General features: G+C 38.5%; 32 protein-coding genes. 30 read left to right on the forward strand and 2 right to left on the reverse strand.

The features are described from left to right. The first annotated feature begins 48 nt into the window (after positions 1 to 48). Positions 49 to 681: a type IV toxin-antitoxin system AbiEi family antitoxin domain-containing protein gene (locus BMZ41_RS05305; RefSeq protein ID WP_090527471.1), complete on the forward strand. Its 633-nt coding sequence runs from the start codon at positions 49 to 51 to the stop codon at positions 679 to 681. Continuing rightward, entirely contained in the window at positions 681 to 1,535 is an 855-nt protein-coding gene (locus tag BMZ41_RS05310; protein WP_090167237.1) for a hypothetical protein, read from the forward strand. The genes BMZ41_RS05305 and BMZ41_RS05310 overlap by 1 nt, the downstream gene beginning before the upstream one ends. Positions 1,536 to 1,552: 17 nt before the next feature. Here BMZ41_RS05310 and mobA read toward each other — a convergent pair whose 3' ends face one another. After that, the gene (gene mobA / locus BMZ41_RS05315; protein ID WP_090167239.1) at positions 1,553 to 2,170 is read right to left on the reverse strand and encodes a molybdenum cofactor guanylyltransferase; all 618 of its coding nucleotides are present in this window, start codon (positions 2,168 to 2,170) and stop codon (positions 1,553 to 1,555) included. Positions 2,171 to 2,269: 99 nt separating this feature from the next. Between mobA and BMZ41_RS05320 the strand changes: the two genes are divergently transcribed. The 19 genes from BMZ41_RS05320 to sfsA all read left to right on the forward strand — a co-directional run bounded on the left by BMZ41_RS05320 (position 2,270) and on the right by sfsA (position 15,600). Further along, complete coding sequence (locus tag BMZ41_RS05320; RefSeq protein WP_090527474.1) at positions 2,270 to 3,637, forward strand: aminotransferase class I/II-fold pyridoxal phosphate-dependent enzyme; 1,368 nt, start codon at positions 2,270 to 2,272, stop codon at positions 3,635 to 3,637. 45 nt (positions 3,638 to 3,682) lie between these two features. Then, positions 3,683 to 4,267 (forward strand): nucleoside/nucleotide kinase family protein, encoded by a 585-nt coding sequence (locus tag BMZ41_RS05325; RefSeq protein ID WP_090167243.1) that lies wholly within the window; start codon positions 3,683 to 3,685, stop codon positions 4,265 to 4,267. Positions 4,268 to 4,275: 8 nt separating this feature from the next. Then, entirely contained in the window at positions 4,276 to 4,716 is a 441-nt protein-coding gene (locus tag BMZ41_RS05330) for a YaaR family protein (protein ID WP_090527477.1), read from the forward strand. 32 nt (positions 4,717 to 4,748) lie between these two features. Beyond that, positions 4,749 to 5,786, forward strand: a complete 1,038-nt coding sequence (locus BMZ41_RS05335) for a DNA polymerase III subunit (RefSeq protein WP_090527480.1) — start codon at positions 4,749 to 4,751, stop codon at positions 5,784 to 5,786. Continuing rightward, positions 5,783 to 6,661 (forward strand): PSP1 domain-containing protein, encoded by an 879-nt coding sequence (locus BMZ41_RS05340; RefSeq protein ID WP_028247178.1) that lies wholly within the window; start codon positions 5,783 to 5,785, stop codon positions 6,659 to 6,661. The genes BMZ41_RS05335 and BMZ41_RS05340 overlap by 4 nt, the downstream gene beginning before the upstream one ends. Further along, entirely contained in the window at positions 6,661 to 7,410 is a 750-nt protein-coding gene (locus tag BMZ41_RS05345; protein WP_090527482.1) for a tRNA1(Val) (adenine(37)-N6)-methyltransferase, read from the forward strand. Before BMZ41_RS05340 ends, BMZ41_RS05345 begins: the two co-directional genes overlap by 1 nt. Further along, entirely contained in the window at positions 7,411 to 8,253 is an 843-nt protein-coding gene (rsmI, locus tag BMZ41_RS05350) for a 16S rRNA (cytidine(1402)-2'-O)-methyltransferase (protein ID WP_090527485.1), read from the forward strand. A gap of 14 nt (positions 8,254 to 8,267) precedes the next feature. Beyond that, positions 8,268 to 8,726 carry a divergent PAP2 family protein gene (locus tag BMZ41_RS05355; RefSeq protein WP_090167252.1) on the forward strand — a complete coding sequence of 153 codons (459 nt, stop codon included), beginning with the start codon at positions 8,268 to 8,270 and terminating at the stop codon, positions 8,724 to 8,726. Between the two features lie 45 nt (positions 8,727 to 8,771). Next, a complete protein-coding gene (locus BMZ41_RS05360) occupies positions 8,772 to 9,530 on the forward strand; it encodes an NAD-dependent protein deacylase (protein ID WP_090167488.1) in 759 nt (252 codons plus the stop codon). A 146-nt stretch (positions 9,531 to 9,676) separates the two neighbouring features. After that, positions 9,677 to 9,967, forward strand: a complete 291-nt coding sequence (gene rpsF, locus BMZ41_RS05365) for a 30S ribosomal protein S6 (protein WP_028247183.1) — start codon at positions 9,677 to 9,679, stop codon at positions 9,965 to 9,967. 24 nt (positions 9,968 to 9,991) lie between these two features. Beyond that, complete coding sequence (locus BMZ41_RS05370) at positions 9,992 to 10,429, forward strand: single-stranded DNA-binding protein (RefSeq protein ID WP_090167254.1); 438 nt, start codon at positions 9,992 to 9,994, stop codon at positions 10,427 to 10,429. Positions 10,430 to 10,475: 46 nt separating this feature from the next. Continuing rightward, complete coding sequence (rpsR, locus tag BMZ41_RS05375) at positions 10,476 to 10,730, forward strand: 30S ribosomal protein S18 (RefSeq protein WP_015550621.1); 255 nt, start codon at positions 10,476 to 10,478, stop codon at positions 10,728 to 10,730. Positions 10,731 to 10,970: 240 nt separating this feature from the next. Continuing rightward, a complete protein-coding gene (locus tag BMZ41_RS05380; protein WP_090527488.1) occupies positions 10,971 to 11,840 on the forward strand; it encodes a DUF6017 domain-containing protein in 870 nt (289 codons plus the stop codon). 67 nt (positions 11,841 to 11,907) lie between these two features. Continuing rightward, entirely contained in the window at positions 11,908 to 12,417 is a 510-nt protein-coding gene (locus tag BMZ41_RS05385; RefSeq protein ID WP_090527491.1) for a hypothetical protein, read from the forward strand. Between the two features lie 149 nt (positions 12,418 to 12,566). Beyond that, the gene (locus BMZ41_RS05390) at positions 12,567 to 13,598 is read left to right on the forward strand and encodes a PDDEXK nuclease domain-containing protein (protein ID WP_090527494.1); all 1,032 of its coding nucleotides are present in this window, start codon (positions 12,567 to 12,569) and stop codon (positions 13,596 to 13,598) included. A 215-nt stretch (positions 13,599 to 13,813) separates the two neighbouring features. Then, positions 13,814 to 13,978 carry a hypothetical protein gene (locus BMZ41_RS15565; RefSeq protein WP_176754469.1) on the forward strand — a complete coding sequence of 55 codons (165 nt, stop codon included), beginning with the start codon at positions 13,814 to 13,816 and terminating at the stop codon, positions 13,976 to 13,978. A 144-nt stretch (positions 13,979 to 14,122) separates the two neighbouring features. Continuing rightward, positions 14,123 to 14,392, forward strand: a complete 270-nt coding sequence (locus BMZ41_RS05395; RefSeq protein ID WP_242870627.1) for a DUF1294 domain-containing protein — start codon at positions 14,123 to 14,125, stop codon at positions 14,390 to 14,392. A 71-nt stretch (positions 14,393 to 14,463) separates the two neighbouring features. Continuing rightward, positions 14,464 to 14,949 carry a hypothetical protein gene (locus BMZ41_RS05400; protein ID WP_090527497.1) on the forward strand — a complete coding sequence of 162 codons (486 nt, stop codon included), beginning with the start codon at positions 14,464 to 14,466 and terminating at the stop codon, positions 14,947 to 14,949. Continuing rightward, complete coding sequence (gene sfsA, locus BMZ41_RS05405) at positions 14,950 to 15,600, forward strand: DNA/RNA nuclease SfsA (RefSeq protein WP_330386131.1); 651 nt, start codon at positions 14,950 to 14,952, stop codon at positions 15,598 to 15,600. Positions 15,601 to 15,719: 119 nt separating this feature from the next. Here sfsA and BMZ41_RS05410 read toward each other — a convergent pair whose 3' ends face one another. Further along, entirely contained in the window at positions 15,720 to 16,229 is a 510-nt protein-coding gene (locus BMZ41_RS05410; RefSeq protein ID WP_090167264.1) for a helix-turn-helix domain-containing protein, read from the reverse strand. Between the two features lie 190 nt (positions 16,230 to 16,419). Here BMZ41_RS05410 and BMZ41_RS05415 point away from each other — a divergent pair, with 190 nt between their 5' ends. From BMZ41_RS05415 to aguA, 9 genes are all read left to right on the forward strand, one after another. Continuing rightward, on the forward strand, positions 16,420 to 16,632 hold the full coding sequence (locus tag BMZ41_RS05415; protein ID WP_090527500.1) for a hypothetical protein: 213 nt from the start codon (positions 16,420 to 16,422) through the stop codon (positions 16,630 to 16,632). Between the two features lie 23 nt (positions 16,633 to 16,655). After that, positions 16,656 to 18,035: an aldehyde dehydrogenase gene (locus BMZ41_RS05420; protein WP_090527503.1), complete on the forward strand. Its 1,380-nt coding sequence runs from the start codon at positions 16,656 to 16,658 to the stop codon at positions 18,033 to 18,035. 120 nt (positions 18,036 to 18,155) lie between these two features. After that, positions 18,156 to 18,659, forward strand: coding sequence for a 5' nucleotidase, NT5C type (locus BMZ41_RS05425; protein WP_090527505.1), 504 nt, complete (start codon positions 18,156 to 18,158; stop codon positions 18,657 to 18,659). Between the two features lie 80 nt (positions 18,660 to 18,739). Continuing rightward, a complete protein-coding gene (gene rbr / locus BMZ41_RS05430) occupies positions 18,740 to 19,282 on the forward strand; it encodes a rubrerythrin (RefSeq protein WP_090167272.1) in 543 nt (180 codons plus the stop codon). A 168-nt stretch (positions 19,283 to 19,450) separates the two neighbouring features. Next, positions 19,451 to 20,905 carry an aminotransferase class I/II-fold pyridoxal phosphate-dependent enzyme gene (locus BMZ41_RS05435; RefSeq protein WP_090167274.1) on the forward strand — a complete coding sequence of 485 codons (1,455 nt, stop codon included), beginning with the start codon at positions 19,451 to 19,453 and terminating at the stop codon, positions 20,903 to 20,905. Next, positions 20,905 to 21,792, forward strand: coding sequence for a polyamine aminopropyltransferase (gene speE, locus BMZ41_RS05440; RefSeq protein ID WP_090527507.1), 888 nt, complete (start codon positions 20,905 to 20,907; stop codon positions 21,790 to 21,792). Before BMZ41_RS05435 ends, speE begins: the two co-directional genes overlap by 1 nt. A 16-nt stretch (positions 21,793 to 21,808) precedes the next feature. Further along, on the forward strand, positions 21,809 to 23,068 hold the full coding sequence (locus BMZ41_RS05445; RefSeq protein ID WP_090527509.1) for a saccharopine dehydrogenase family protein: 1,260 nt from the start codon (positions 21,809 to 21,811) through the stop codon (positions 23,066 to 23,068). Positions 23,069 to 23,086: 18 nt separating this feature from the next. Then, positions 23,087 to 24,232 (forward strand): carboxynorspermidine decarboxylase, encoded by a 1,146-nt coding sequence (nspC, locus tag BMZ41_RS05450; protein ID WP_090167280.1) that lies wholly within the window; start codon positions 23,087 to 23,089, stop codon positions 24,230 to 24,232. A 9-nt stretch (positions 24,233 to 24,241) separates the two neighbouring features. Further along, a complete protein-coding gene (gene aguA, locus BMZ41_RS05455; protein ID WP_090527513.1) occupies positions 24,242 to 25,336 on the forward strand; it encodes an agmatine deiminase in 1,095 nt (364 codons plus the stop codon). The last annotated feature ends 2 nt before the right edge of the window (positions 25,337 to 25,338 follow it).

Genomic DNA, 25,338 nt, shown 5'->3' on the forward strand with positions numbered 1-25,338 from the left:
GGGATAATTATAAATAATTACCTCGCAAAGAAGAGAGGAGTGGAAAAAATGGAAATGCTGTTATCACGTGATGAAAAGAGACAATACCAGCTTGAACAGATTAATGATCTAGTAGAAGAAAATGGCGGCCTTGTTAAAACCAGCGGTATAGAAGCGCTTGGAGTGGATTATCGCAGAGTACTTGCTTTTGTTGAGGAAGGGTATCTCATAAGAGTAAAAAATGGCTACTACACCACCAAGTATTTTGAATGCACTGAAGATCAGTGGATTTACAAGCTCTTTGGCGAGGATGGAATTCTTACAATGGAATCAGCAATGTATGTATATGGTTATTTCCAGGATAGACCCTATAAATGGAGCATTGCAATAAATAAAAATACCAGTAAATCTCGTTTTAATATCGATTATCCAATAGTGGAACCATATTATACTGAGCCAGAAGTTATGGAGCTTGGGGTTACTGAAGCAGATTTTGCAGGCGCAAAAATGAAAGTCTACACTAAGGAACGTCTTATTTGTGATTTTCTTAAATATCAGGAAAAGGTAGATAGAGAAGATTTTAAAAAGGGCGTATGGGCTTACATTATGGATGAAGATAAGGATGTAGCAAAGCTTATGGAATACGCCAAGGAACGTAAAGTGCTGAAGAAGGTTCAGTCCATGATAGGTGTGTGGCTCTAATGATTAAAAGATTACAGATAAAAGAAAAATCAGAGCAACTGAATATTCCTTTTAAAAATCTCCTGAGTGCAGCTGTAGCAGAGATTATTATCGAGCTTTTATCAGAAGGGCAGTATTGTAATGAGCTATATCTCTGCAACGGTAACGAGTTTAGTCCGGAGGTATACAAGGATTTTTGTATTTCCAACATTTACTATGAGTATGTGAAGGACATAGACGATAAGATGGCTGTTCTATACATGAGGGATATATTAAAGGAGATTATGGCCAAGGCAGCGCTAGAGGCATTTATTGTAAATGGAGCTGTCGATGAAACCGGTATTAAATTAAAGATAACAGTGGATGAGATGTACATTCCACTGAACATATATTTTAGAAAACATAGAGCAGCTAATGAACCAGAAATAATTAAGCTTAAGCTGACAGCTTATGAAAATAGAGTGGTAGATGTTTTGACTAACCCAAAGGAAGAAGAGTTGGTAAAGCATATGGCTGAGATTATTGAGAAGCTCGAGCTGATTAATGATATGGATCATTATTATATAGCGTATGAAATCCTGACAACCTGTCCAGTGAATGGACGAAAGGTTAAGGATAGTCTTGTTAAGCTTTTAGATGAAAAGAAGATCGTCATAGATCATAGCAGGATAGATATGTTAAAAAGCTATGGTGATTATACGTATATGAAAAAAAAGTGGAAAGTGGAATTACGACAAAAAAAGAAGTCCGAACCTCAATGGTCGGACGTAAATATTTGTCTTATGAACTTTTTAGTACCTATTTGGGAAGCTATGGAAGCTAATCTTGTTTTCCTTGGAGACTGGATGCCACAGCTTAAACGCTTCTTAGATTAGTGATATTTATATGGTTTTTAACAGACAAAGTTATGCTTCAAAATTGAGAAAACAGCATAGTAATATGACTGTCTGTCGTTAACCTTGAAAAACTGTTGCTCAGTTGAAACAGGAGAAAGATTAGCTATCTCCTCAAGGTTAATAAGATTAGTATAGCATCGATCCTGAATATAGCTCATTGTAGACTTATTAAAGTAAAAGCTTTTAAAAAGAGTACCAATGCAGCGTTTATTAAATACACCACAAATAGTATCAAGATTATTATCGGAAAACTTAAAAGTAGTTATATCGTAGTTGTAAGACTGTTCATAAAGATAAACAGCAATACGAGGATCCATGAAAGGTGTATCAACAGACATGAAAAATGCCCTGTCACCTGAAAGCATGGTAAGGCATGAAAGGATAGCACCATAAGGGCCAGCATTTCTTGAAATATCAGGAATCTCCTGAGCATCAAGACCTAGATGAGACAGGTCGCCTCTTTCATTTACAGAAAGATAAACTTTATCGAAAAAAGGGCTGAATTTATCGTAGATATATTCAACCATAGTCTTATCCTCAAATGGTAAAAGAGCTTTTTTTGTACCCATGCGGGAGCTATCGCCACCACAAAGAATAACTAAAGTTCTGTTCATGTTGTCCTCCGCTGTCATACTAATTATGTAAAAGTAGGATATAACTTTAATATATATAATATAGATTTTCAAAGGAAAATTAAAGTTACAAAGAGAATTATGAGTTTAAATAAAACATTAGAAGCCTATTCAAAATCAAATATGTATCCGTTTCACATGCCAGGTCATAAAAGACAGCTGGAGGGTGTCAGTAAAATTGACATGACAGAGGTTGAAGGTGTTGATGATTTGCATGATGCAAGTGGTGTAATTGCCGAAGAACAAGGACGAATGGCAAAGCTTTTTGGAGCAGATGAGAGCAGAATTCTTGTAGGTGGTTCAACGGTAGGAAACCTGTCCAGTGTTTATGCATGCTGTAATGAAGGAGATAGTATCATAATTCAGAGGAATTCCCACAAAAGCGTATATAACGCAGTAATGCTTAGACATTTAAAATGTAGTTATGTAGAGCCAGATATTACTGATGACGGAATATTCAACGCAGTTACATTAGAACAGATTAAAACAGCCGTAGAGAAGAATAAGGATTGTCCTAAGGCCGTTGTAATTACTAGTCCAACCTACGAAGGATTTCATGCTCCAATAAAAGAGATAGCAAAGTATTGTCATGATAAAGGAATAATCTTGATTGTGGATCAGGCTCATGGAGCACATTTAGGATTTCATCCTGAGTTTAAAGGTTCGTCAGTAGAAGACGCTGATATCACGATTCAGAGTCTGCATAAAACTTTACCAGCTCTTACTCAGACAGCAGCTATGCATGTTTCTGGAAGTCAAGTTGATTTAAACAGGGTTTCAGAAGCATTGGATATATTTGAAACAAGTTCACCCTCATATGTGCTTATGAATTCAATAAGTCAGTGTCTGGATATATTGGAAAACAGTGGGGATTTGTTCAGGGATTATGTGGATAACCTTCATGATTTTTACAGCATCAGTGGAGAACTAAAGCATCTTCAGTTAATATGCGGTGAGACTGACAAAAAAGACCCAGGAAAGCTTATTATATCAACAAAAAATACAAATATAACTGGTGTGGAGCTTGCTAAGATTCTTAGAGAAAAGTATGAGCTGGAGACGGAGCTTTCAAGTTTTTCATATGTACTTGCAATGACAAGTATTATGGACACAAAAGAAGGCTTTGAAAGATTGAAAAATGCTTTAAAGGAAATTGATGCGACTTTAACCGATGGATACATCGAAGTCCCAGATCTTAATATAAAATATAAGAAAGTAATGGAGACTTATCAGGCAAAAGCCGGACGTGAAGACATAATATCCTTGAGCAAAGCTTTGGGAAAAATTTCGGCTGCAATGGTTTGTCTTTATCCACCTGGTGCACCAGTTATAGTGCCAGGAGAAGAAATTAGCGAAGAAGCTATAAAGGTAATAGTCGAGGCAAAGGTAAAAGGACTTCATGTAACAGGCATGGATATTGAAAGAGAAGCTATCGCCGTTGTCAATTAGATTGGGTTAAATTATACTTTATATATAAAAAGACAAGAGGACAGTATGGGTAAGATATTTTGCATAATGGGCAAGAGCTCAACAGGAAAAGACACAATATTTAAAATTTTGCTCCAGAGAAAAGATATAAATGTAAGACGAATTGTTTCGTATACAACAAGACCTCAGCGAAGCCATGAAAAGCCAGGGGAGGAATATAACTTTGTTACCCTTGAAGAAAAGGACAAGCTTGTAGCAGACGGCAAAGTCATCGAAATTCGAAAATACGATACAGTTCATGGTCCATGGTTTTATTTTACGGTAGATGATGGAAATGTAGATTTGGATAATGAAGATTATCTTATGATTGGCACAGTGGAAAGCTTTATGAAAATCCGTGATTACTACGGAGAAGACAAGGTATTGCCGATATATATAGAAGTAGATGATGGAGTAAGACTTAGCCGAGCCCTTGAGCGCGAGCGCATTCAGGAGCATCCAAAGTATGAGGAGATGTGCAGACGTTTCCTTGCTGACCAGCAGGATTTTTCAGAAGAAAATCTTTCAAAGGCTGGCATCACAAATAGATTTAATAATAACGAGGACAGCGCAATTACCAGCGATAACATAGCAGCATTCATAAACAGGTAGGTGTTTTTATGGATATTAGAGTAAGCGATGTAAGTCAGGTGCAACAAACAGAATCAGCCAAATCAACAGCCCCAGTGGATGACACATTTAAGTTCACTCTAGCTTCAGCCATTGATGATGCTGAGCTTCAGGAGAAGCTGACAAATCTCATGAATGATATAGCCACTCAGGGAAAACTATTGTCTGAGCATATGGATATCAGAGATATGAAGCGTTACAGGGGATTGGTAAAGGATTTTCTTAACGAGGTTGTAAATCGCTCTCATAAGTTTTCCAGAGAAAATTTCCTTGATCGCCGCGGTCGTCACAGAGTTTATGGAATGATAAAGCTGGTGGATGAAAAGATGGATGAGCTAGCGACAGCCCTTGTTCAGGATGAAAAAGATCACCTAGATATTTTAAACAGAGTAGATGAAATTAGAGGACTTCTTCTAGATATCATCACCTAAGAATTAGCGATAAATTGGGAGAATAACTATTAATGAGTTTCAGTGAAATTATAGGTCAGGAGGATGCTAAGAGCCTCCTTAAAAATGCAGTTAAAACAGGAAATCATAGCCACGCCTATATTTTCAGTGGAGAAAAGGGCTCAGGCAAGATGATGCTTGCAGAAGCATTTGCGACAATGCTTCAATGTGAGAATCCTGCAGATGATGCCTGTGGAGAGTGTCATTCCTGCAAACAGGCCATCAGCCATAACAATCCAGATATTATCTATGTCCACAGAGAAGAGGGCAAAGCAAATATAAGCGTAGATACGGTAAGAGCGCAGATTGTTAATGATGTAGACATCAAGCCTTACAGTAACAAATATAAAATCTATATTGTTGAAGAAGCAGAGAGAATGAATCCTCAGGCGCAAAATGCGATTCTTAAAACAATCGAGGAGCCACCTGAGTATGCAATTATTATTCTGCTGACAGCAAATCACAATGCATTTCTTCAGACCATTCTATCAAGATGCGTGCTGATTCAGATGAAATCCATTGATACAGAAAGTATAAAAAGGATATTACAATCAAAATATGAGATTGTAGATTACCAGTCTGAAATGGTGGCTACCTTTGCTCAGGGAAATGTTGGAAAGGCTATAGCCCTGGCAACAGACTCCAGCTTTAACGAGGTTAAAGACCAGGTAGTTTCCCTCTGTAAAAGAGCAGCAAGAATGGAAGAAAACCAGATATCAGATGAGGTAAAAGCCATCAAAGAAGCCAATGACAGCGATAAAAAAGCTGGTGATGATGAGAAAAAATTTCAGGGCTTTGTAGAACAAATGCTAGATTTAATCACCCTTTGGTATAGAGATGTGCTATTATATAAAGCGACATTGAATGATAATCTCCTGCTTTTTAAGGAGAATTCATATGATATACAGGAGCAGGCACAGCGCTGCTCATACTATGGCTTAAACAATATTGTTGATGCGATAGCAGAAGCAAGAGCCAGACTAAATGCTAATGTCAATTTCGAATTGACCATTACGCTTCTTATAGAATCAATCAAGGAGAACAGTAAATGATAAAGGTTATCGGCGTACGCTTTAGAGGCGGCGGAAAAGTATATTACTTTGATCCAGACGGAGTAGAGCTCAAGAGAGAGGATCAGGTTATTGTAGAGACAGTTCGTGGCGTTGAAATCGGAACAGTCCTTTTAGTAGACAAGGAGATTTCAGATGACGAGGTTCCAGGCCCAATCAAGAAAATAATGAGAAAGGCCACAGAGGAAGACAAGAAAAAAGCAGTTAAGAATATCGAGAAGGAAAAGGAAGCACTTAAGATTTGCGAGGAGAAAATCGCAAAGCGTGAGCTTGAGATGAAGCTTGTTGGTGCTGAGTATACCTTCGACAATAATAAGCTTATTTTCTATTTCACAGCTGATGGACGTATTGATTTCCGTGAGCTTGTAAAGGATCTTGCTGCAGTATTCCACACACGCATCGAGCTCAGACAGATTGGTGTCAGAGATGAGACAAAGCTTATGGGTGGAATTGGTATCTGCGGAAGAGAGCTTTGCTGTAAGAGCTATCTTGCAGATTTCGTACCAGTTTCAATTAAGATGGCAAAGGAGCAGAATCTTTCTCTTAATCCTACAAAGATTTCAGGACTTTGCGGAAGACTTATGTGCTGCCTTAAGAATGAGCAGGAGACTTATGAGTACCTTAACAGTCGTCTTCCTGGCATTAATGATACAGTCACAACACCTGATGGTTTCAAGGGTACAGTTCAGTCAGTAAACGTTCTTCGCCAGACAGTCCGTGTACTTTTCGAGGATGGAGATCTTAAGGAGGTAAAGGATTATCCTACAGACCAGCTTAAGTTCAAGCCTAGAAAGCGCAAGGTACAGGTATCTAAGGAAGAGGCCAAGGAGCTTGCCGACTTGGAGGATAAGAATTAATGGAAAATCTTGTTCGCGACGATGAGCGAGTAGATGATCTTCAAATAAACGGATATAAAATCATTCAGCATCCTGACAAATTCTGTTTTGGCATGGATGCTGTCTTGCTATCATCGTTTGCAAAAGTTAAAGAAGGCGAAAAAGCTTTGGACCTTGGTACAGGCACTGGAATTCTTCCTATTCTTTTAGAGGCAAAGACCGATGGTGAGCATTTCACTGGTCTGGAAATCCAGCCAGAAAGTGCCGAAATGGCAAATCGTTCCGTTTTATTGAACGGATTAAGTGATAAAATAGATATAATTGAGGGTGACATTAAGGAGGCTTCTAACATTTTTGGAAAGAGCACTATGAACGTTGTGACAAGCAATCCTCCTTATATGACAAATCACCATGGCTTAAAAAATCCAAATGACGCCAAAGCTATTGCAAGACACGAACTATTATGCTCACTGGAGGACGTAATCAGCCAGACCTCTGCAGTTCTTAAGCAAATGGGAAGATGTTATTTTGTTCATCGACCATTTAGACTTGTGGAAATCATCACGTTGATGCGTCAGTACAAGCTGGAGCCAAAGAGGATGAGACTCGTATATCCGTTTGTAGATAAGGAACCCAATATGGTTCTCATCGAAGGCGTTAAAGGAGGCGGTCCACAGCTTACAGTGGAGTCACCACTTATTGTGTACGATGCACCAGGCCAGTACACTAAAGAAATATATGATATTTATGGAATGATAATGGAGAAATAAATGAGCGGAACACTTTACCTTGTTGCAACACCAATCGGAAATCTTGAGGATATGACTTTTCGTGCAGTGAGAATTCTCAAGGAAGCAGATCTAATTGCAGCAGAGGATACCAGAAATTCAATAAAGTTGTTAAACCATTTTGAGATAGATACTCCAATGACAAGTTATCACGAGTTCAACAAGGTGGAAAAAGCCCACACATTGATAGCAAAGTTGAAGGAGGGGCAGAATATTGCAGTTGTAACAGACGCTGGAACACCTGGTATTTCAGATCCAGGCGAGGAGCTTGTAGCAATGTGTTACGAGGAAGGCATCGAAGTTACATCAGTACCAGGTCCTGCCGCATGTATCACAGCTGTGACAATGTCAGGGCAGGCGTGCAGAAGATTTGCATTTGAGGCATTCCTTCCAAAAGATAAGAAGGAGCGCCGTAGAATATTAGAAGAATTAAAAAGTGAAACAAGAACTATAATCATATATGAGGCACCACATCATCTGATAGCCACTTTAAAGGAGCTGACAGAAACACTTGGTGAAGACAGAGGCATTACTCTTTGCCGAGAGCTCACAAAAAAGCACGAGGAAAAGGAAAAGACCACACTTGGAGGAGCGCTTAAGTCTTACGAGACTAAGGATCCAAGAGGTGAGTATGTATTAGTAATTGCTGGAAAGTCTAAGACAGAAGTGATTGAAGAGGCAAGAGCTGCATTCGAGGAGATGACTATTCAGGAACATATGGATATGTATCTGAACCAGGGAATGGATAAGAAAGAAGCCATGAAGGCCGTTGCCAAAGATAGAGGAGTTAGTAAACGAGACATTTACAATGCATTGCTTGATTAGCAAGGGAGATTGAAATGTATATTTTGACTGATTTATTCTTAAATAAAATCTTTATCGCACCAGCAGCAGCCTGGCTTATTGCACAGGCACTGAAAATCATCATTGACTGCTATATTTGCGGTTTCAATAGGGAACGCCTTGTTGAAAGTGGTGGAATGCCAAGTTCACATGCAGCAACAGTAGTTGCATTAGTAGGAATTACAGGTGCATGTATAGGCACAGGTTCTTTTGAATTTGCGTTAGCTTTCTTCTTTGGATTTATAACCTTATATGATGCCAGAGGAGTTCGCTTTGAGACACAGAGACAGGGAAAGGCCTTAAACAACCTCAATGATGAGCGCGAAGAAGAAGGAAAGCAGCCACTTGATATCAAGAGGTTTAAAGAAAAAATGGGTCATACCATGCCAGAATTATTAGCTGGCGGAGTTATAGGAATAATTTGTGCTGTAATAGTTTATTATCTGCCATTCTAGGGCAGTTGAATATTAATATGGAGAGGGGGAATTGTATTGGTAAACATGGATAATATCCAAAGACTCAAAGAAATGATTGATGATAGTTCAAGAATCGTTTTCTTTGGAGGCGCAGGGGTTAGTACAGAAAGCGGTATTCCAGATTTCCGTAGTAAAGACGGTCTGTATAATCAGCACGATGTAAGATTTGATAAGTATCAGCCTGAATATCTTTTGAGTCATAGCTGTCTGATTCATGAGCCAAAGGTATATTTTGAGTTCCATAGACAGAAGATGGACACAAGAAATATCGAGCCAAACAATGCACACAAATATCTTGCAAAGCTGGAGCAGATGGGCAAGCTTAACGGTATTGTTACACAGAACATTGATGGACTTCATCAGAAAGCCGGAAGCAAAGCTGTTTATGAGATTCATGGCAGCGCACTGAGAAATTATTGTATGAAGTGTGGAACCACTTATCCAGTGGATTATATTTTTGATTCTGAAGAGCCTATACCAACCTGTGATTACTGTGGAGGTGTAGTACGTGCAGACATTACATTATATGAAGAAGGACTTCCAGAGGACCAGGTAAATGGGGCAGTGAGAGCCATTGGCTCTGCAGATATGATGATTATTGGAGGAACATCATTAACGGTTTATCCGGCAGCATCCTTTGTAAACTACTTCAATGGAAAGTACATTGTAATAATCAACCAGAGTGAGCTGGCATTTAGAGAGTCAGAAAACACCCTGATTATAAAGGACAGAATAGGCGAGGTTTTCACAGAACTTGCCAAGTTACAAGGGATTACCTTATAAATACGTAAAAATACAAATAAAAATGTGAAAAGCCTTGAAAAATACCTTCTTACATGTTAAAATCTCATTTCGTGGTATAAGATATTATATCCTTGCTAAGCTATGCATTGTAGCTTGGCCTATAGACCAAAAGGAGGTAGAAAAGCATGAACAAGTATGAATTAGCACTCGTTGTTAATGCGAAGATCGAAGACGATGCAAGAACTGCCACAGTTGAAAAGGCAAAGGAGTACATCACTCGCTTTGGTGGACAGATCTCAGACGTCGATGATTGGGGCAAGAAGAGACTTGCTTACGAAATTCAGAAGATGAATGAAGGTTACTATTACTTCATCCACTTTGATGCTGAGGCAGGCGTACCTGCACAGATCGAAGAGAATATTCGCATCATGGACAACGTACTTCGATTCTTATGCGTTAGAGCTGACGAGGCTTAATAGTATAAGACAAGGAGATTAATTATGAATAAAGTTATTCTTATGGGACGTCTCACAAGAGACCCAGAAGTTCGTTACGGTGGAGCAAACAACAGCGCTGTTGCAAGATTCTCTCTTGCAGTTGATCGTAGATTTAAGAGAGACGGCGATGAGCAGACAGCAGATTTTATTAACTGCGTTGCTTTCGGAAAGACAGCAGAGTTCCTTGAGAAGTATGCTCGTAAGGGCACAAAGTTTGTTGTAGAAGGTCGTATTCAGACTGGTTCTTACACAAACAAGGAAGGACAGAAGGTTTACACTACCGATGTAGTTTGCGAGAATGTTGAGTTCGCAGAGAGCAAAAACTCTCAGGGTGGCGGAAGCAGCTTCGACGGTGGCAGCAATTTCGCACCAAGCTCAGACGCAGGCGACGGCTTCATGAATATCCCTGATGGAATTGACGAGGAATTACCGTTCAACTAAGTCAAGGTAACGAAAGCCTTGGCTAACATCAATAGGAGGTTAAATCATGGCTTTTAATAAGACAGGCGATGGTCAGCAGAGAAGAAGACCAATGCATAGAAGAAAGAAAGTCTGTGTTTTCTGTGGTAAGGATAACGTTATCGACTACAAGGATACAGCAAAGCTTAAGAAGTATATTTCTGAGCGTGGAAAGATTCTTCCACGTCGTATCACAGGCACATGTGCAAAGCACCAGAGAGCTCTTACAGTAGCTATCAAGCGTGCACGTCACGTTGCACTTATGCCATACGTAGCTGAGTAAATCTTGATATTATGAGTATTAGAACGATTTTGATTCAGTTTTGACACCAAATTGACTCCAAAATCATTTGGTAAAATACAGAATGATACGTAATAATACTTAGGTCAGGAGAAATACTTGAACAAATAAGACACTATTTGGATTCAAATCCGAATGGTGTCTTTTTTATTTGTCATTTAAAGATTCTACTAAACCTTTGTCGCAGTTATACCAGCAGACTACAGGAGGGAGATAGCGGATATGAGCGATATTCAGTTCAAGTATTTTTATGGAAATGAATCAGAGTTATTTACATTTTATAGAATTCCAAAGGAATTAATAACGAATCCACGTTTTAAGAATCTGAGTAATGATGCAAAGTTACTTTATGGATTAATGCTAGATAGAATGGCATTATCAGCGAAAAACCACTGGTTTGATAAAAATAATCGTGTTTATATTTATTTTTCAGTAGTGGATGTAATGGAACAATTAAATATTGGGAGAAATAAGGCAATCAAGCTCTTTAAGGAATTAGATAATGAATCTGGAATTGGGTTGATTGAGAAGAAACAGCAAGGTCAAGGTAAGCCAGCGATGATTCATGTAAAGAGCTTTGTAATTGAGGAAGATAAAGAATTTTCCAAGGAGTTTGAAAAACAAACTTCTAAAAGTTTAGAACACAAACCTCAAGAAGTATCGGAAGCAAACCCTAATAATACTAAAGAGAATAATACTAATGGAGTTATTAAATCTAATCATATCGATGTAGATACGATGGATATGGAAAATACAATACGCAATCAGTTAGGAATAGACGCATTGATAAATGATGATCCTGAGGATAGTGAGTTGTACGAGGGAATCTATGAATTGGTGGTTGAAACTATGTCTAGGAATGACAAAACCATCGTTATAGCAAGTTGCAGATATCCAATTGAATTAGTAAAAAGAAAACTACAAAAGCTAAATATGTTTCATGTTCAGTATGTTGTTGAATGCATGTCAAAAAACAGCACAAAAGTAAGGAATATTAAAAAATATATGTTGGCTAGTTTGTTTAATGCTCCAACAACAATAAAAAGCTATTATCAGTCGCAAGTGAATCATGATATGGTTGCAGGAATATAAGGAAAAGAGGGGGAGACTGTGGCAACTACTAGATTAATTCCATTGCATTTGAATAAGGGCAAAACAAATGGCAAAGACCATTTTATTTCTTCAAGAAAGAGAAATTTCATCTTATGAAGAACTTTGTAAAATAACAGATGAACGAACAGAACAGATTGATAAATTAAGAAATTCAATGAAGGAGCATGAAGCTCGGCTTGAGAAAAATAAAAAGATGCAGAATGCAATTATCAATTACTCCAAGAATAAGAATTGCTTTGATGCTTACAAGGCAAGTGGCTACAGTAAAAAGTACTATTCAGAACATGAAGCAGAGATTATTAGATTTGAAGCTGCGAGAGAAATATACAAAGAAGTGGGTAACAAAGATTTATTTAATCTAAAGAATCTGCGTGAAGAATATGGAACCATTCTTGAAATAAAGAAATCTGAGTATCGTGAATATAAGAAACTGAGAAAAGACATATATGATTATTACGTAGCACGAAAAAATCTGGAAATGCTCTATATGGATGAAAAGAGAAGAACTGAGAACGAGCGAAAGCGAGAAAACTCACATTTGGAAAATGTGTTGTAGGGCCGATAGGTGATTTGTCCGACCAAATCATTGCTTGCCACGCGACAAATATTTTTTACCAATAATTAATTCTTGGATTTTTCAAAAGCACTGTAGTATGATTTTTAACATAAACTAAAGATATAAAACCAAATGAGTTGGAGGAACCGATGGCAGAGATAATTCCAAATGAAGATAAAGAATATAGCGTGCTATTAGATAAAATTGGTCAAAGAATTGATCAAGGTAAACAAGAAGTGGCAAGAGCTTTAATAAAAAGTATGCTGGGAACATATTGGGATATGGGTCAGTATATTGTTGAATATGAGCAAGATGGAAAGCCACATGCTATATATGGGCAACAACTATTTAAGCGATTATCAAAAGACCTTACACTTAGATATGGTAAAGGCTATAGTGTACCGAACTTATATAACATGAGACAATTTTATCAGGTTTATAAAGATGGTTATGAAGAATTATTATCTTTGACTTGGTCACATGTTTGTATATTGATGAGAATCGAGAATCCCGTTGAGAGAGAATTTTATCAGCGTCAATGCATTGATGAAAAGTGGGATGTTACATCATTAAATAGACAAAAGAAGAGTGCTTTATTTTTAAGACTAGCCGCTAATAAAGATAAAAATGAAATTATAAAGCTTGCCAGGGAAGGAATAGTTATAGAAAAACCTGAGGATGTCGTAAAGGATGTTTATACATTAGACTTTATGAACTTGCCATCAAATATAGTAATAGATGAAACGGAATTAGAAGCAAGGCTGATGAAGCAGCTGGGATTTTTCTTCTTGGAATTGGGCAAAGGTTTTACTTTTGTAGGTGAACAATATCCAATGAGAATTAATAATAAAACATTTAAATGTGATTTGGTTTTTTATCACAGAATATTAAAATGCTTTTTCTTGGTAGATTTGAAGATTGATGAAGTTGAGCATAAAGATATTGGTCAAATGAACATGTATATGGGATATTTTGCTGAAGAAGTAAACGAGCCGGATGATAAACCTCCAGTTGGATTAATATTAGCGCGAGAAAAAGATGAATTGATGGTTAAATATGCTACTTATGGTATGGATACAAATTTGTTCGTATCGAAGTATGAATTGTATTTACCAGATGAAAATGAGTTGAGGAAACTAGTAGAAAAAGCCTTAAACGATGATACAGAAATAGAAAATTAGAAATCAATTCTAGAGTTTCTAAAGATGTTCTAGAAAGTCATTCTAGAATTTTAAATGGGAAAAAGCCCTTGAAATAGGGATTTTTAGCATGGAAATATAATATCATTCTAGAATTTTTAAAACATAAAGATGAGATATTTCTAGAATATTGATTAAGAAAACATTTAAATAGAATGACAGATAAAAAAAGAAATATGAAGAAATAACAGGAACTAATGAGAGCAGAAAAAAATGTAACAGCGGAAGTAAATGATGAGGCTGCAACAGAAGCAATACTTAATACAATAGGTGTTGCTGATAAACAGCTACGTGATGCGGAAAAGAAGCAAGTTAGAATCAGTGTTTTGATTATTGCACTTATGCCATACGTAGCTGAGTAATCAGTTGATATGACATTTCAGAGTCAGGTTCGAAAGAGCCTGGCTCTTTTTTTGTATTTATAGAAAATCTGAGTTAGATTGATAGGATTTAATACCCAAAAATGATATATTTTAGATAGTATTTTTTATGGGAGAATAATGAACATGATTATCAATTATTTAGTTATTATGAATGCCTTGGGACTGGCAGCTATGGGGCTCGATAAGAAGAAGGCTATTAGAAATGAGTGGAGGATTCCAGAGAAGACACTTTTCTTAATTAGTGCTATTGGAGGAAGCATAGGAACATTTTTAGGAATGCACCTTTTCCGTCATAAAACAAAGCACTGGTATTTTGTAGTGGGAATGCCTGCTATTTTAATGGTTCATGTAGTAATAGGATGGATTATTTACAGTAAAATGTATCTGGGATAGGAAGTGTTGTACGACACTCAAATATAAGACAGAAAAACTGTTGAACAATACTTACAAAGGGGGAGTTTACAATGCCAAGAGTTAATCTATCTATTAATCAGGAGATGTATGACAAGATAAAGCATCAGGCTGAGATACAGGGGATTTCGGTCAACAACATGATTTATAGTCAGCTGCAGAAGCAGTATGGGGATGACGAGTTTGATTACATTGTTGCACTTGATTGTTTAAAACAGGAGGCCTCAGAACAGAGTGGATATTTTAGCTTATGGGAGCTTCCAACATTTCAAGAGATAAGCAACCAGGGAAGGAAAGAATCACCTGAGCAAATCAGAGCTCGACTTGGTAAAATGTTCCACGATTCAGTTAAGAATGGACAGGTGTGGGACGTAATGATTCATAAAGGAAAGATTGACGTGCCACAACATAAGTCAAAAAGACCAGGAAGAGCCGTGATATACGCAAAAAAGAGCGAACAGAGAGAACTGTTGTACAACACCCCAGATGGCATGTTTAATATTGTTGAACAACACTTACAAGAGGCTATAAATCAATAAATGATGAAGTACTCAAATATAGTAAAAGCAAAGTTCATATCCAGACCAAACAGGTTCATAGCACAGGTAGATTTGGAAGGAAAAGAGATTACAGTACATGTAAAGAATACCGGTAGATGTAAGGAATTATTGCTACCAGGAAGAACGGTGTATCTTGAGAAGGCAAGTAATCCAGATCGTAAGACACCCTATGACTTGGTGGCAGTGGACACGCCAATAGGTATAATCAATATCGATTCGCAGGCGCCAAATGCTGTTGTAAAAGAGTGGCTTTTAAAACAGGACTATACAGTAGTGCAGCCTGAGTATAAGTACGGAGATTCCAGAATAGATTTCTATATGGAAAAAGGAGAGGAAAAATATCTTCTTGAAGTTAAGGGATGCACTCTTATAAAAGATGGCATAGGATATTTTCCAGATGCACCTACCGAAAGAGGAGTAAAGCATCTGCGAGAACTTGCAAAAGCGATTGATAAGGGTTTCAAAGCAATGGTGGCTTTTGTAATTCAGGTAGAGGAAGTGACAGAAGTAAGACCTAATATTGATACCCACCCAGAATTTGCGGTAGCTTTACAGGAAGCAAAAGAAGCAGGCGTAGAAGTATTATGTTTGCCTTGTAATGTATGGGAGGATGGATTAGAGATTATATGATACAGGAAAAGCGAAAGTGTTGCACAACAGTATTGATATGGCTGTTGTAAATATAGAACAAGACTTACAAAGCTAGAAAAGAGGAGCATTTCTGCTCCTCTTTAAATATATGCAAGCCATTATTTTTCAGAATACTCTTTTAATCTATCAGCATTGATGTTTCCGGAATTAATGGTGTTCGCTACCCACAGTTTAAGTGCCTCAACAGTATGGTCGATTTGGTCAAGCTGTTTTTGGATATGAACGAAATCTGGAATTTCATCATCTGAGACAATACCGTCGGCGGTAATCTCAATGAGTCGATCCTTTTGCTTATCTAGTGAGTTAAGAGCTGAAAGCATTCCAAGAACAATCTCAGAAAGAGAGGAAACCTTTACTTCAGGAACAGACTCTTTTCCAATGCGACATTCATGTGTGCAATAGTAATTGCAAAGTTCAGGTTTCTTATATGCACTAGCCATATCAACAACATCTTCAGGATATATGGCCGCTTTACCAGTCTCTAATTTTTCCAGACGGCTTTCACTGATTGTGCCAATGAGCTCACTGGCTTGTGCACGTGTAAGACCAGCCGCCTCTCTACTTTCAAAAAATATATTCTTATCGTCTCTAATTGACTTTCTGCCCATTTAAACCTCCGTGAGTACATTAAAAATTTAGGTATATTATATCTATTTTTTCTATTCAGCGAAATAGAATATGAGTATTTACTGTAATAAAGATATAATATTATTACATATGGGATTAGAATATAATCAATAAAAGAAAAACCTGAACAGGTAGAAATGATGAACGGTTTTAAGATAAGGAGTGAAAGATATGTTTACATTTTTATTCTTTGTATTATTTTTTATGGTATTTGGAAAGATGATTGGATTTGCTTTTAGAGCAACATGGGGATTGATGAAAGTTTTGCTTTACATTGTATTCCTTCCATTAATTCTTGTGGGTTTAGTTTTTGGTGGTTTACTTTACATTGCTTTTCCTGTATTACTTGTAGTAGGAGTAGTAAGTTTAATTGCAAATGCGTAATTTAATCAGAGGGGTTTTTGCAGATGAAGGAGCGAAGCATAAAAGAAATAGTCCAGTTACAGACTAAGTTCTTTAGAAGTGGAAGCACCAGAGATATTGAATATCGTAAGCAGAAGTTGACTAAACTTGAAGAAGGGATTCGTGCTCACGAGGATGATTTATATGAAGCTTTTCAGGAAGATTTAGGAAAATCCAAAGCGGAAAGCTATATGGCAGAAATTGCTCAGGTTTTAGGCGAGCTTGGTTACATAAGAAAACATCTTGGAAAATGGTCAAAGCCAAAGAAAGCAAAAACAACCTCTGGCACATTTCCGGGAAAGAGCAGGATATATATGGAGCCATACGGAGTAGTTCTCGTATTGGCGCCATGGAATTATCCTGTCTTTCTTGCGTTTTCCCCAGTAATAGGAGCAATAGCAGCAGGAAACACAGTTGTCCTAAAGTGCTCAAAGAGTAGTCCAAACTGTGCAAGAGTGATACGTGAGATTATAAACGAGTCTTTACCAGAAGAGCTTTGTTATTCCGCTAAGGCTGAAATCGATTATGACGAAGTATTAGATCAGGATTATCAATATATCTTTTTCACGGGAAGTCCACGTGTAGGAAAACAGATAATGAAAACTGCATCGAAAAGATTGATACCTGTCTCGTTGGAGCTGGGTGGAAAGAGTCCATGTATAGTGACTGATTCAGCAAATATAAAACTTGCAGCTAAAAGAATAATTTGGGGAAAGCTTTTGAATGCTGGACAGACATGTATTTCTATTGACTATATTTTAGTTGATAGAAAAGTGAAGGAAGCCCTGGTGTCTGAGCTTAAGGATGAAGTAGATAGAACTTATGGAAAGCCATTGTTAAATAAAGACTATCCAAAGATTGTATCTAATCATCATTTCAACAGGCTTATGAAGCTTATTGAGGAAGAGCGTAAGCTTGGAAAGGTAATTGATGGTGAGGGAGATGCCCAGTCTCGAAAAATATCACCAGCTATTATAACTGACGCGGATTTCACCCATCCAACAATGGAAGAAGAGATATTTGGACCAATCCTACCTGTGATAAACTACGATAATATTGATGAGGCAGTGGAACAAATAAATGATAGACCACATCCTCTTGCAACGTATATATTTACCGAGGATGCAGCGTTGGCGAAAAGCCTGATAAACAAATTACCATTTGGAGGAGGCTGCATAAACGATACAATCCTTCATATTGCAAACCATCACATGCCTTTTGGCGGAGTTGGAAACAGTGGTATGGGAAATTATCATGGATTTTATAGCTTCAGGACATTTACCCATGAAAAGAGTGTTTACTGGGGCTCTACAAAAATCGATATACCTATACGTTATGGTCCGTTAGATGATAAAAAATGGCAGTTTTTAAAGAAATTCATATGATTTTTTGAACAGGCCAGGAGGGTGCCCATATTTATGGGCACCCAATTTTTTTAAAATTATAGCTGAATAAAACAGAGGATAAAACAGAGGTAAAACAGAGGGCGAAGAAAGGAGGCTTTTATGGATAAAAATATAAAGCTTTATATAGATATGGATGGTTGTATTGCTAAATGGAATGTTGATGCATCAATTGAAGAGACTTTTGAGCCGGGATATTTTGCGAGTCTGGAACCAGAAGAAAATCTGATTACGGCAGTTAAGCTATTATCAGAGGAATATGATGTTTCTATTCTTTCAGCGGTTTATCAGGATAATCACTCTATTGGGGATAAGCTGGCATGGCTTAAAAATAATGGATTGGGATATTTGGAAATCATATTTGTGCCATATGGAGAGTCCAAGCAGAAATACATAGATCATGAATATACTTCTATTCTTATCGATGATTACTCTAAGAATTTGGAAGAGTGGGTTATGTCAAAAAACTGCTTTGGTATTAAATACCTTAACGGTATTAATGCTACTAAGGGACAATGGACTGGATTTATGGTTTCTGGAAAGATGAATTCACAGGCATTATTTACAACTATCAATGGAATTGTAAAAGAGATTGCCGCAGCATAATATTGACATTACACAATTAAATTAAGTAAGATAGGACTTGAAAGGTCATAATTATTTGACAGTAAAAGGAGGATTTTAAAATGGCAGAGAATAAGTACACAGGCACAAAAACAGAAAAGAATCTTTGGGAGGCTTTTGCTGGAGAGTCAATGGCTAGAAATAAGTATACATACTTCGCTTCAGTAGCTAAGAAAGCAGGTTATGAGCAGATTGCAGCTTTATTCTTAAAGACAGCTGACAACGAGAAGGAGCATGCTAAGCTTTGGTTCAAGGCATTAGGTGGGGTTGGTACTACACCTGAGAATCTTCTTCATGCAGCTGAGGGTGAGAATGCTGAGTGGACAGATATGTACGACAGAATGGCTAAGGAAGCAGAAGAGGAAGGCTTTCCTGAGCTCGCAGCCCAGTTCAGAGGTGTAGCAGCTATCGAGAAAGAGCATGAGGATCGTTATCGTAAGCTTTTCCATAATGTTGATGCCATGGAAGTATTCAAGAAGAGCGGTGTTACAATGTGGGAGTGCCGTAACTGTGGCCATATCGTTGTTGGAACAGAGGCTCCAGAGGTATGTCCGGTATGTAAGCATCCAAAGGCTTACTTCGAGGTTAGAGAGCAGAACTATTAAGATAGATTTTTAAAGTCAAAATTGCTTTAAAAAACTGTCGAAAACAGTAACACTTAGAGACAAAGTAATATATAATGGGCGAGTGGTGACTTTTTCATCCCTCGCCTTATTTTTAGCGGGGATGCGAGGATGAAGAGCATCAACAGCTTAAGGGAAAAGGTAATGTAAATGAAGAAATACGAGCAGAAATCAGCTCCTATTTGTGAGGCATTGGAGCGATTTAGACGAAGGAGAGTAGTTCCCTTCGATGTTCCCGGACACAAGCGTGGAAGAGGTAATCCCGAGCTTGTAGATTTGTTGGGAAAGCAGTGTGTTGGATTGGATGTAAATTCCATGAAGCCGCTGGATAATTTGGGACATCCCATTTCTGTTATTAAAGAGGCGGAGGAGCTTACAGCTGATGCTTTTGGGGCGGCTCATGCCTTTCTTATGGTTAATGGTACTACCAGCTCAGTTCAGACTATGATTTTATCAGTTTGTAAAGCTGGAGATAAAATTCTTATTCCGAGAAATGTCCATAAGAGTGTTATTAATGCCATGGTGCTTTGTGGCGCCGTGCCTGTTTACGTGGAAGTAAAGGTCAATCCAGAGATAGGTATTGCCCTTGGTGTAGAGGTAGAAGAAGTTAGACGTGCAATGGATGCAAATCCAGATGCAAAAGCTATCCTTATAAATAATCCTACCTACTATGGCATTTGTTCAAATTTGAAAGAAATAGTAAAGATTGCCCATGAGCATGGAATGAAAGTCCTTGCAGACGAGGCTCACGGAACACATCTTTATTTTAATGATAATTTACCAATATCGGGAATGGCTGCAGGAGCGGATATGGCAGCTGTTTCTATGCATAAATCTGGCGGAAGCCTTACTCAAAGTTCTATTCTTCTTTGCGGAGAAAATATGGATGCTGAGTATGTGCGTCAGATTATAAATCTTACACAGACTACCAGTGCATCTTATTTGCTGCTGTCCAGTCTGGATTTATCTAGAAGAAATCTCGCTTTAAGAGGTGAGGAATCTTTTGAAAAAGTAGCTCGCATGGCAGAGTATGCCCGTAGCGAGATTAATGAAATCGGTGGCTTCTACGCTTATGGCAAGGAGCTCATTGATGGAGACAGTGTTTACGATTTCGATGTTACTAAGCTTTCTATATATACTCAGGGAATTGGTCTTACAGGAATTGAGGTATATGACCTTTTAAGAGATGAGTATGATATTCAGATTGAGTTTGGTGATATCGGAAATATTTTGGCGTACATTTCCATTGGAGATAGAATTCAGGATATTGAGCGATTAGTTGGAGCTTTAGAGGATATTAAGCGTCTCTATGAAAAGGACTCCAGCGACCTTTACTGCGGAGAGTTCATTCAGCCTGAAAACGTTATGACTCCACAGCAGGCTTTTTACGCTGACAAGGTGCAGTTGCCATTACACGACACAGATGGCAAGATTTGCGCCGAGCTTGTAATGTGTTATCCACCTGGTATTCCTATTTTGACACCTGGAGAGAGGATTACAAAAGAAATCATTGAGTATATCGATTTCGCCAAGGAAAAAGGTTGTAGTCTTCAGGGTACTAAGGACCCAGAGGTTGAGCTTATTAGCGTAATTAAGGAGAAATAATGGATTTTTGGTTTTCACAGATGGAAACGGAGCACGTTAAGACGAGCATCCGTGTAAATAAACAGTTGTACAGCGGTCAGAGCGAGTACCAGCGAATCGATGTTTTCGAGACACAGGAGCTGGGAAAGATGATTGTATTAGATGGTGAGATTATCTTCTCAGAGGCAGATGAATTCATCTACAACGAGATGGTAGTTCACGTGCCGATGGCAGTGCATCCTTGCGTAAAGCAGGTGCTTATCATTGGTGGAGGAGATGGCGGCGTAGCCCGCGTACTCACACAGTATCCTGAAATCGAGCACATTGATGTGGTTGAGCAAGATGAAAAGTTCGTAGAAATCAGCAAGGAGTTTTTCCCTGAGACAGCAAAGGGATTTGATGATGAGCGAGTTACAGTCACAAATATGGACGGTCTCAGATTCCTTCGCCGATGCAGAGATAAATATGATTTGATTATCAACGATACAACAGACCCATTCGGATATGCAGAAGGTCTTTTCACAAGAGAGTTTTATGGCAGTTGCTATAGAGCACTTAAGGAAGATGGAATCATGGTTTATCAGCATGGTAGTCCTTTCTACGATGAAGATGAGGAAGCCTTTAGAGCCATGCATCGAAAGGCCTACAAGAGCTTCCCTATCAACAGGGTTTATCAGGCAAACATTCCTACATGTCCATCAGGCTATTGGATGTTTGGATTTGCTTCAAAGAAGTATCATCCACTGAAGGATTTGGATACCAAGCGCTGGAAGGCAAGAAACTTACAGACCTGGTACTACACAACAAATCTTCACAAGGGAGCCTTCATGTTACCTAGATATGTAGAGGATTTATTGGTCGAAGAAGAGAAGGCTGCTAAAAAAGAATCAAAGGAAAATATTGAATAAATAGGAGAGTAATAAAATGGCAAGATTATTAATTATTGGTTGTGGCGGAGTAGCACAGGTTGCAATTTCAAAGTGCTGCCAGAACAGTGATATTTTTGAGGAGATTATGATTGCGAGCCGCACAGTTTCAAAGTGCGAGGCAATGAAAGAAAAGCTTCAAGACAAGACAAAGACAGTTATCAAGACTGCTCAGATAGATGCAGATGATGTAGAGGCACTTACAAAGCTTATTAAGGACTATGCTCCAGATGCAGTTCTTAACGTAGCACTTCCTTATCAGGATCTTACAATTATGGATGCATGTCTTGCAGCAGGTGTAGATTATATTGATACAGCAAACTATGAGCCAGAGGATACAGATGATCCTAAGTGGAGAGCAATCTACGAGAAGAGATGCAAGGAGCTAGGCTTCTCAGCATACTTTGATTATAGCTGGCAGTGGGCTTACGAAGATAAGTTTAAGAATGCTGGTCTTACAGCACTTCTTGGAACAGGATTTGATCCAGGTGTAACAAGCGTATTTGCAGCTTATGCAAAGAAGCATTACTTTGATGAGATTCATACAATCGATATCCTTGATTGCAATGGTGGAGATCATGGCTATCCATTTGCAACAAACTTCAATCCAGAGATTAACCTTCGTGAGGTTTCAGCACCAGGTTCATATATGGAAAACGGAAAGTGGATTGAGATTCCAGCTATGAGCATCAAGAGAGAGTACGACTTTGATGGTGTTGGTGTGAAGGACATGTACCTTCTTCACCATGAGGAAATTGAGGCTCTTGGAAGAAATATGCCAGAGGTTAAGCGAATTCGTTTCTTCATGACATTTGGTCAGAGCTACCTTACACACATGAACTGCCTTGAAAATGTAGGAATGCTTAGCACTACACCTATTAACTTCAATGGACAGGAAATTGTTCCAATTCAGTTCCTTAAGGCTCTTCTTCCAGACCCAGCTTCACTTGGTCCAAGAACAGTTGGTAAGACAAATATTGGATGTATCTTCACAGGTATCAAGGATGGTAAGGAGCGCTCTATCTATATTTATAATGTATGCGATCATCAGGAGTGCTACAAGGAGGTAGGCTCACAGGCTATTTCTTACACAACTGGTGTACCAGCAATGATTGGTGCTATGATGGTTGTAACAGGACAGTGGAAGAACCCAGGTGTGTTCACAACAGATGAGTTCGATCCAGATCCATACATGGAAGCTCTTAATAAGTGGGGCTTACCTTGGCAGGTAGTAGAGAATCCAGTTCTCGTAGATTAATCGATAGCGGGGGAATAAATGATATTATCGCAGGTGGAAACACCCTCATACGTAATCGATGAGGGTAAATTGATAGAGAATCTTAAGGTTTTAGAAAGGGTGCAGCAGGAGGCAGGTTGTAAAATTCTGCTGGCCCAGAAGGCCTTTTCAAACTTTTGTGTTTATCCATTAATAGGTAAGTATCTTGCAGGTACTACAGCAAGCGGTCTATATGAGGCTCGCCTTGGTAAGGAGGAAATGGGCAAGGAGAATCATGTATTTGCACCGGCCTACAAGGAAGCTGATATGGATGAATTGGTAAAGCTTTGCGACCATATTATTTTTAACTCAGTTGCACAGCTGATGAAGTACAAGGATAAATGTCTAGATGCAGGAGTTTCTATCGGGCTTAGGATTAATCCTGAGTGTTCTACACAGGGGGACCAGGCAATTTATGACCCATGTTCAAAAGGGTCGAGACTTGGCGTTACTCTTACAAATTTACAGCAGGCTATAGATAATAATCCTGATGTATTAAAGGGTGTTGATGGTCTTCATTTTCATACGCTATGTGAGCAGAATAGTGATGATTTAGAGACTACAATTGAAGTCGTAAAAGATAAGTTTGGACAGTATCTAGACAAAATGAGCTGGATAAATATGGGTGGAGGACATCATATTAGTCGTGAAGATTATGATATAAATCGCCTTGTTCGTATCATAAAAGACGTGAAAGAAACCTATAATCTAGAGGTATATCTAGAGCCAGGAGAAGCAATTGCTTTGAACGCAGGATACCTTGTGACAGAGGTTTTGGATATTGTTGATAATGGGATAAAGACATTAATTTTAGATGCATCTGCAGCATGTCATATGCCAGATGTTTTAGAAATGCCATACCGTCCACCTCTTAAGGATTCAGGAGAGTGGGGACAGAAGCCTTATGAATACAGGCTTAGTTCTTATACCTGTCTCGCAGGAGATATCATCGGAGATTATTCCTTCGATAATGAGATTATGGTTGGAGATCGCCTTGTATTTGAGGATATGGCTATATATTCAATGGTTAAGAATAATACGTTTAATGGCATCCCACTTCCTAGCATTTATTTACAGAAGCAGGATGGAGATTGTCAGTTAGTTAAGAAATTTGGATATGAGGATTTCAAGAATCGTCTGTCCTAGTGGGGTTTTATGATAAGTACACCTAAAGCAGATAAATTTTATATGCCAGCAGAGTATGCTTCCCACCGTGGATGCGTGATGATATGGCCGGTAAGACCAGGTTCGTGGCCATATGGTGGATTGCAGGCAAAGGCAGTTTTTTCTCAGATAGCAATAGCAATTTCAGAGAGCGAAGAGGTATGGATGCTGGCTGATGAAGCCCACCTTCACGAAGTAGAGGAGACCTTTGAAAAATGGCCAAGTATTCATCCACTTCAGATAGAGACAAACGATGCATGGGCCAGAGATGTAGGGCCTACCTGTGTTGTAAACGGCGTAGAAGTGAGAGGAATTGACTGGGAGTTTAACGCCTGGGGCGGAGAATATGATGGTCTTTATGCCCACTGGGAAAAGGACGATGCAGCAGCATCTCAGATATGTAAAGCTCTCGGAATGGAATGCTACGATGCACATCCATTTGTATTGGAGGGCGGTAGCATACACTCAGATGGCGAGGGTACTGTAATTGTCACAGAAGCCTGCTTACTTAGCAAAGGACGTAATCCAAAGATGTCCAAGAATCAGATTGAAAATAAGCTGAAGGAATATCTTGGAGCTGAAAAGATAATCTGGCTTCCATCAGGAATATATAATGATGAGACTAATGAACACGTGGATAATGTGTGTGCTTTTACGGGCCCTGCAACAGTAGTATTGGCATGGACTGATGATAAGGACGATCCACAGTATAATATGAGTAAAGCCTGCCTAGACGTTCTTGAAAAGGAAACAGATGCAAAAGGAAGAAACTTTATAGTTCACAAGCTTCCTATCCCAAAGAAACCTGTTTGTATCAATGAAGAAGAGCTTAAGGGCTACGAATTTGAAGAAGGCGAAGATGTTCGTGAGGTTGGCGAAAGGTTAGCAGCCAGCTATGTAAACTTTTATATATCAAACGGGGGAATTATCTTGCCTCAGTTTAATGATGAGAATGATAAAGTGGCGGTGGAAATTCTTGGAAAACTATTTCCAGAAAGAAAGATTTATCCAGTATATGCCAGAGCAATAATAGTAGGTGGTGGAAATATTCATTGCATCACCCAACAAATTCCAGCAGGAGAATAACT

Source organism: Pseudobutyrivibrio sp. UC1225, assembly GCF_900115215.1.
In the GTDB taxonomy this organism is placed as follows: domain Bacteria; phylum Bacillota; class Clostridia; order Lachnospirales; family Lachnospiraceae; genus Pseudobutyrivibrio.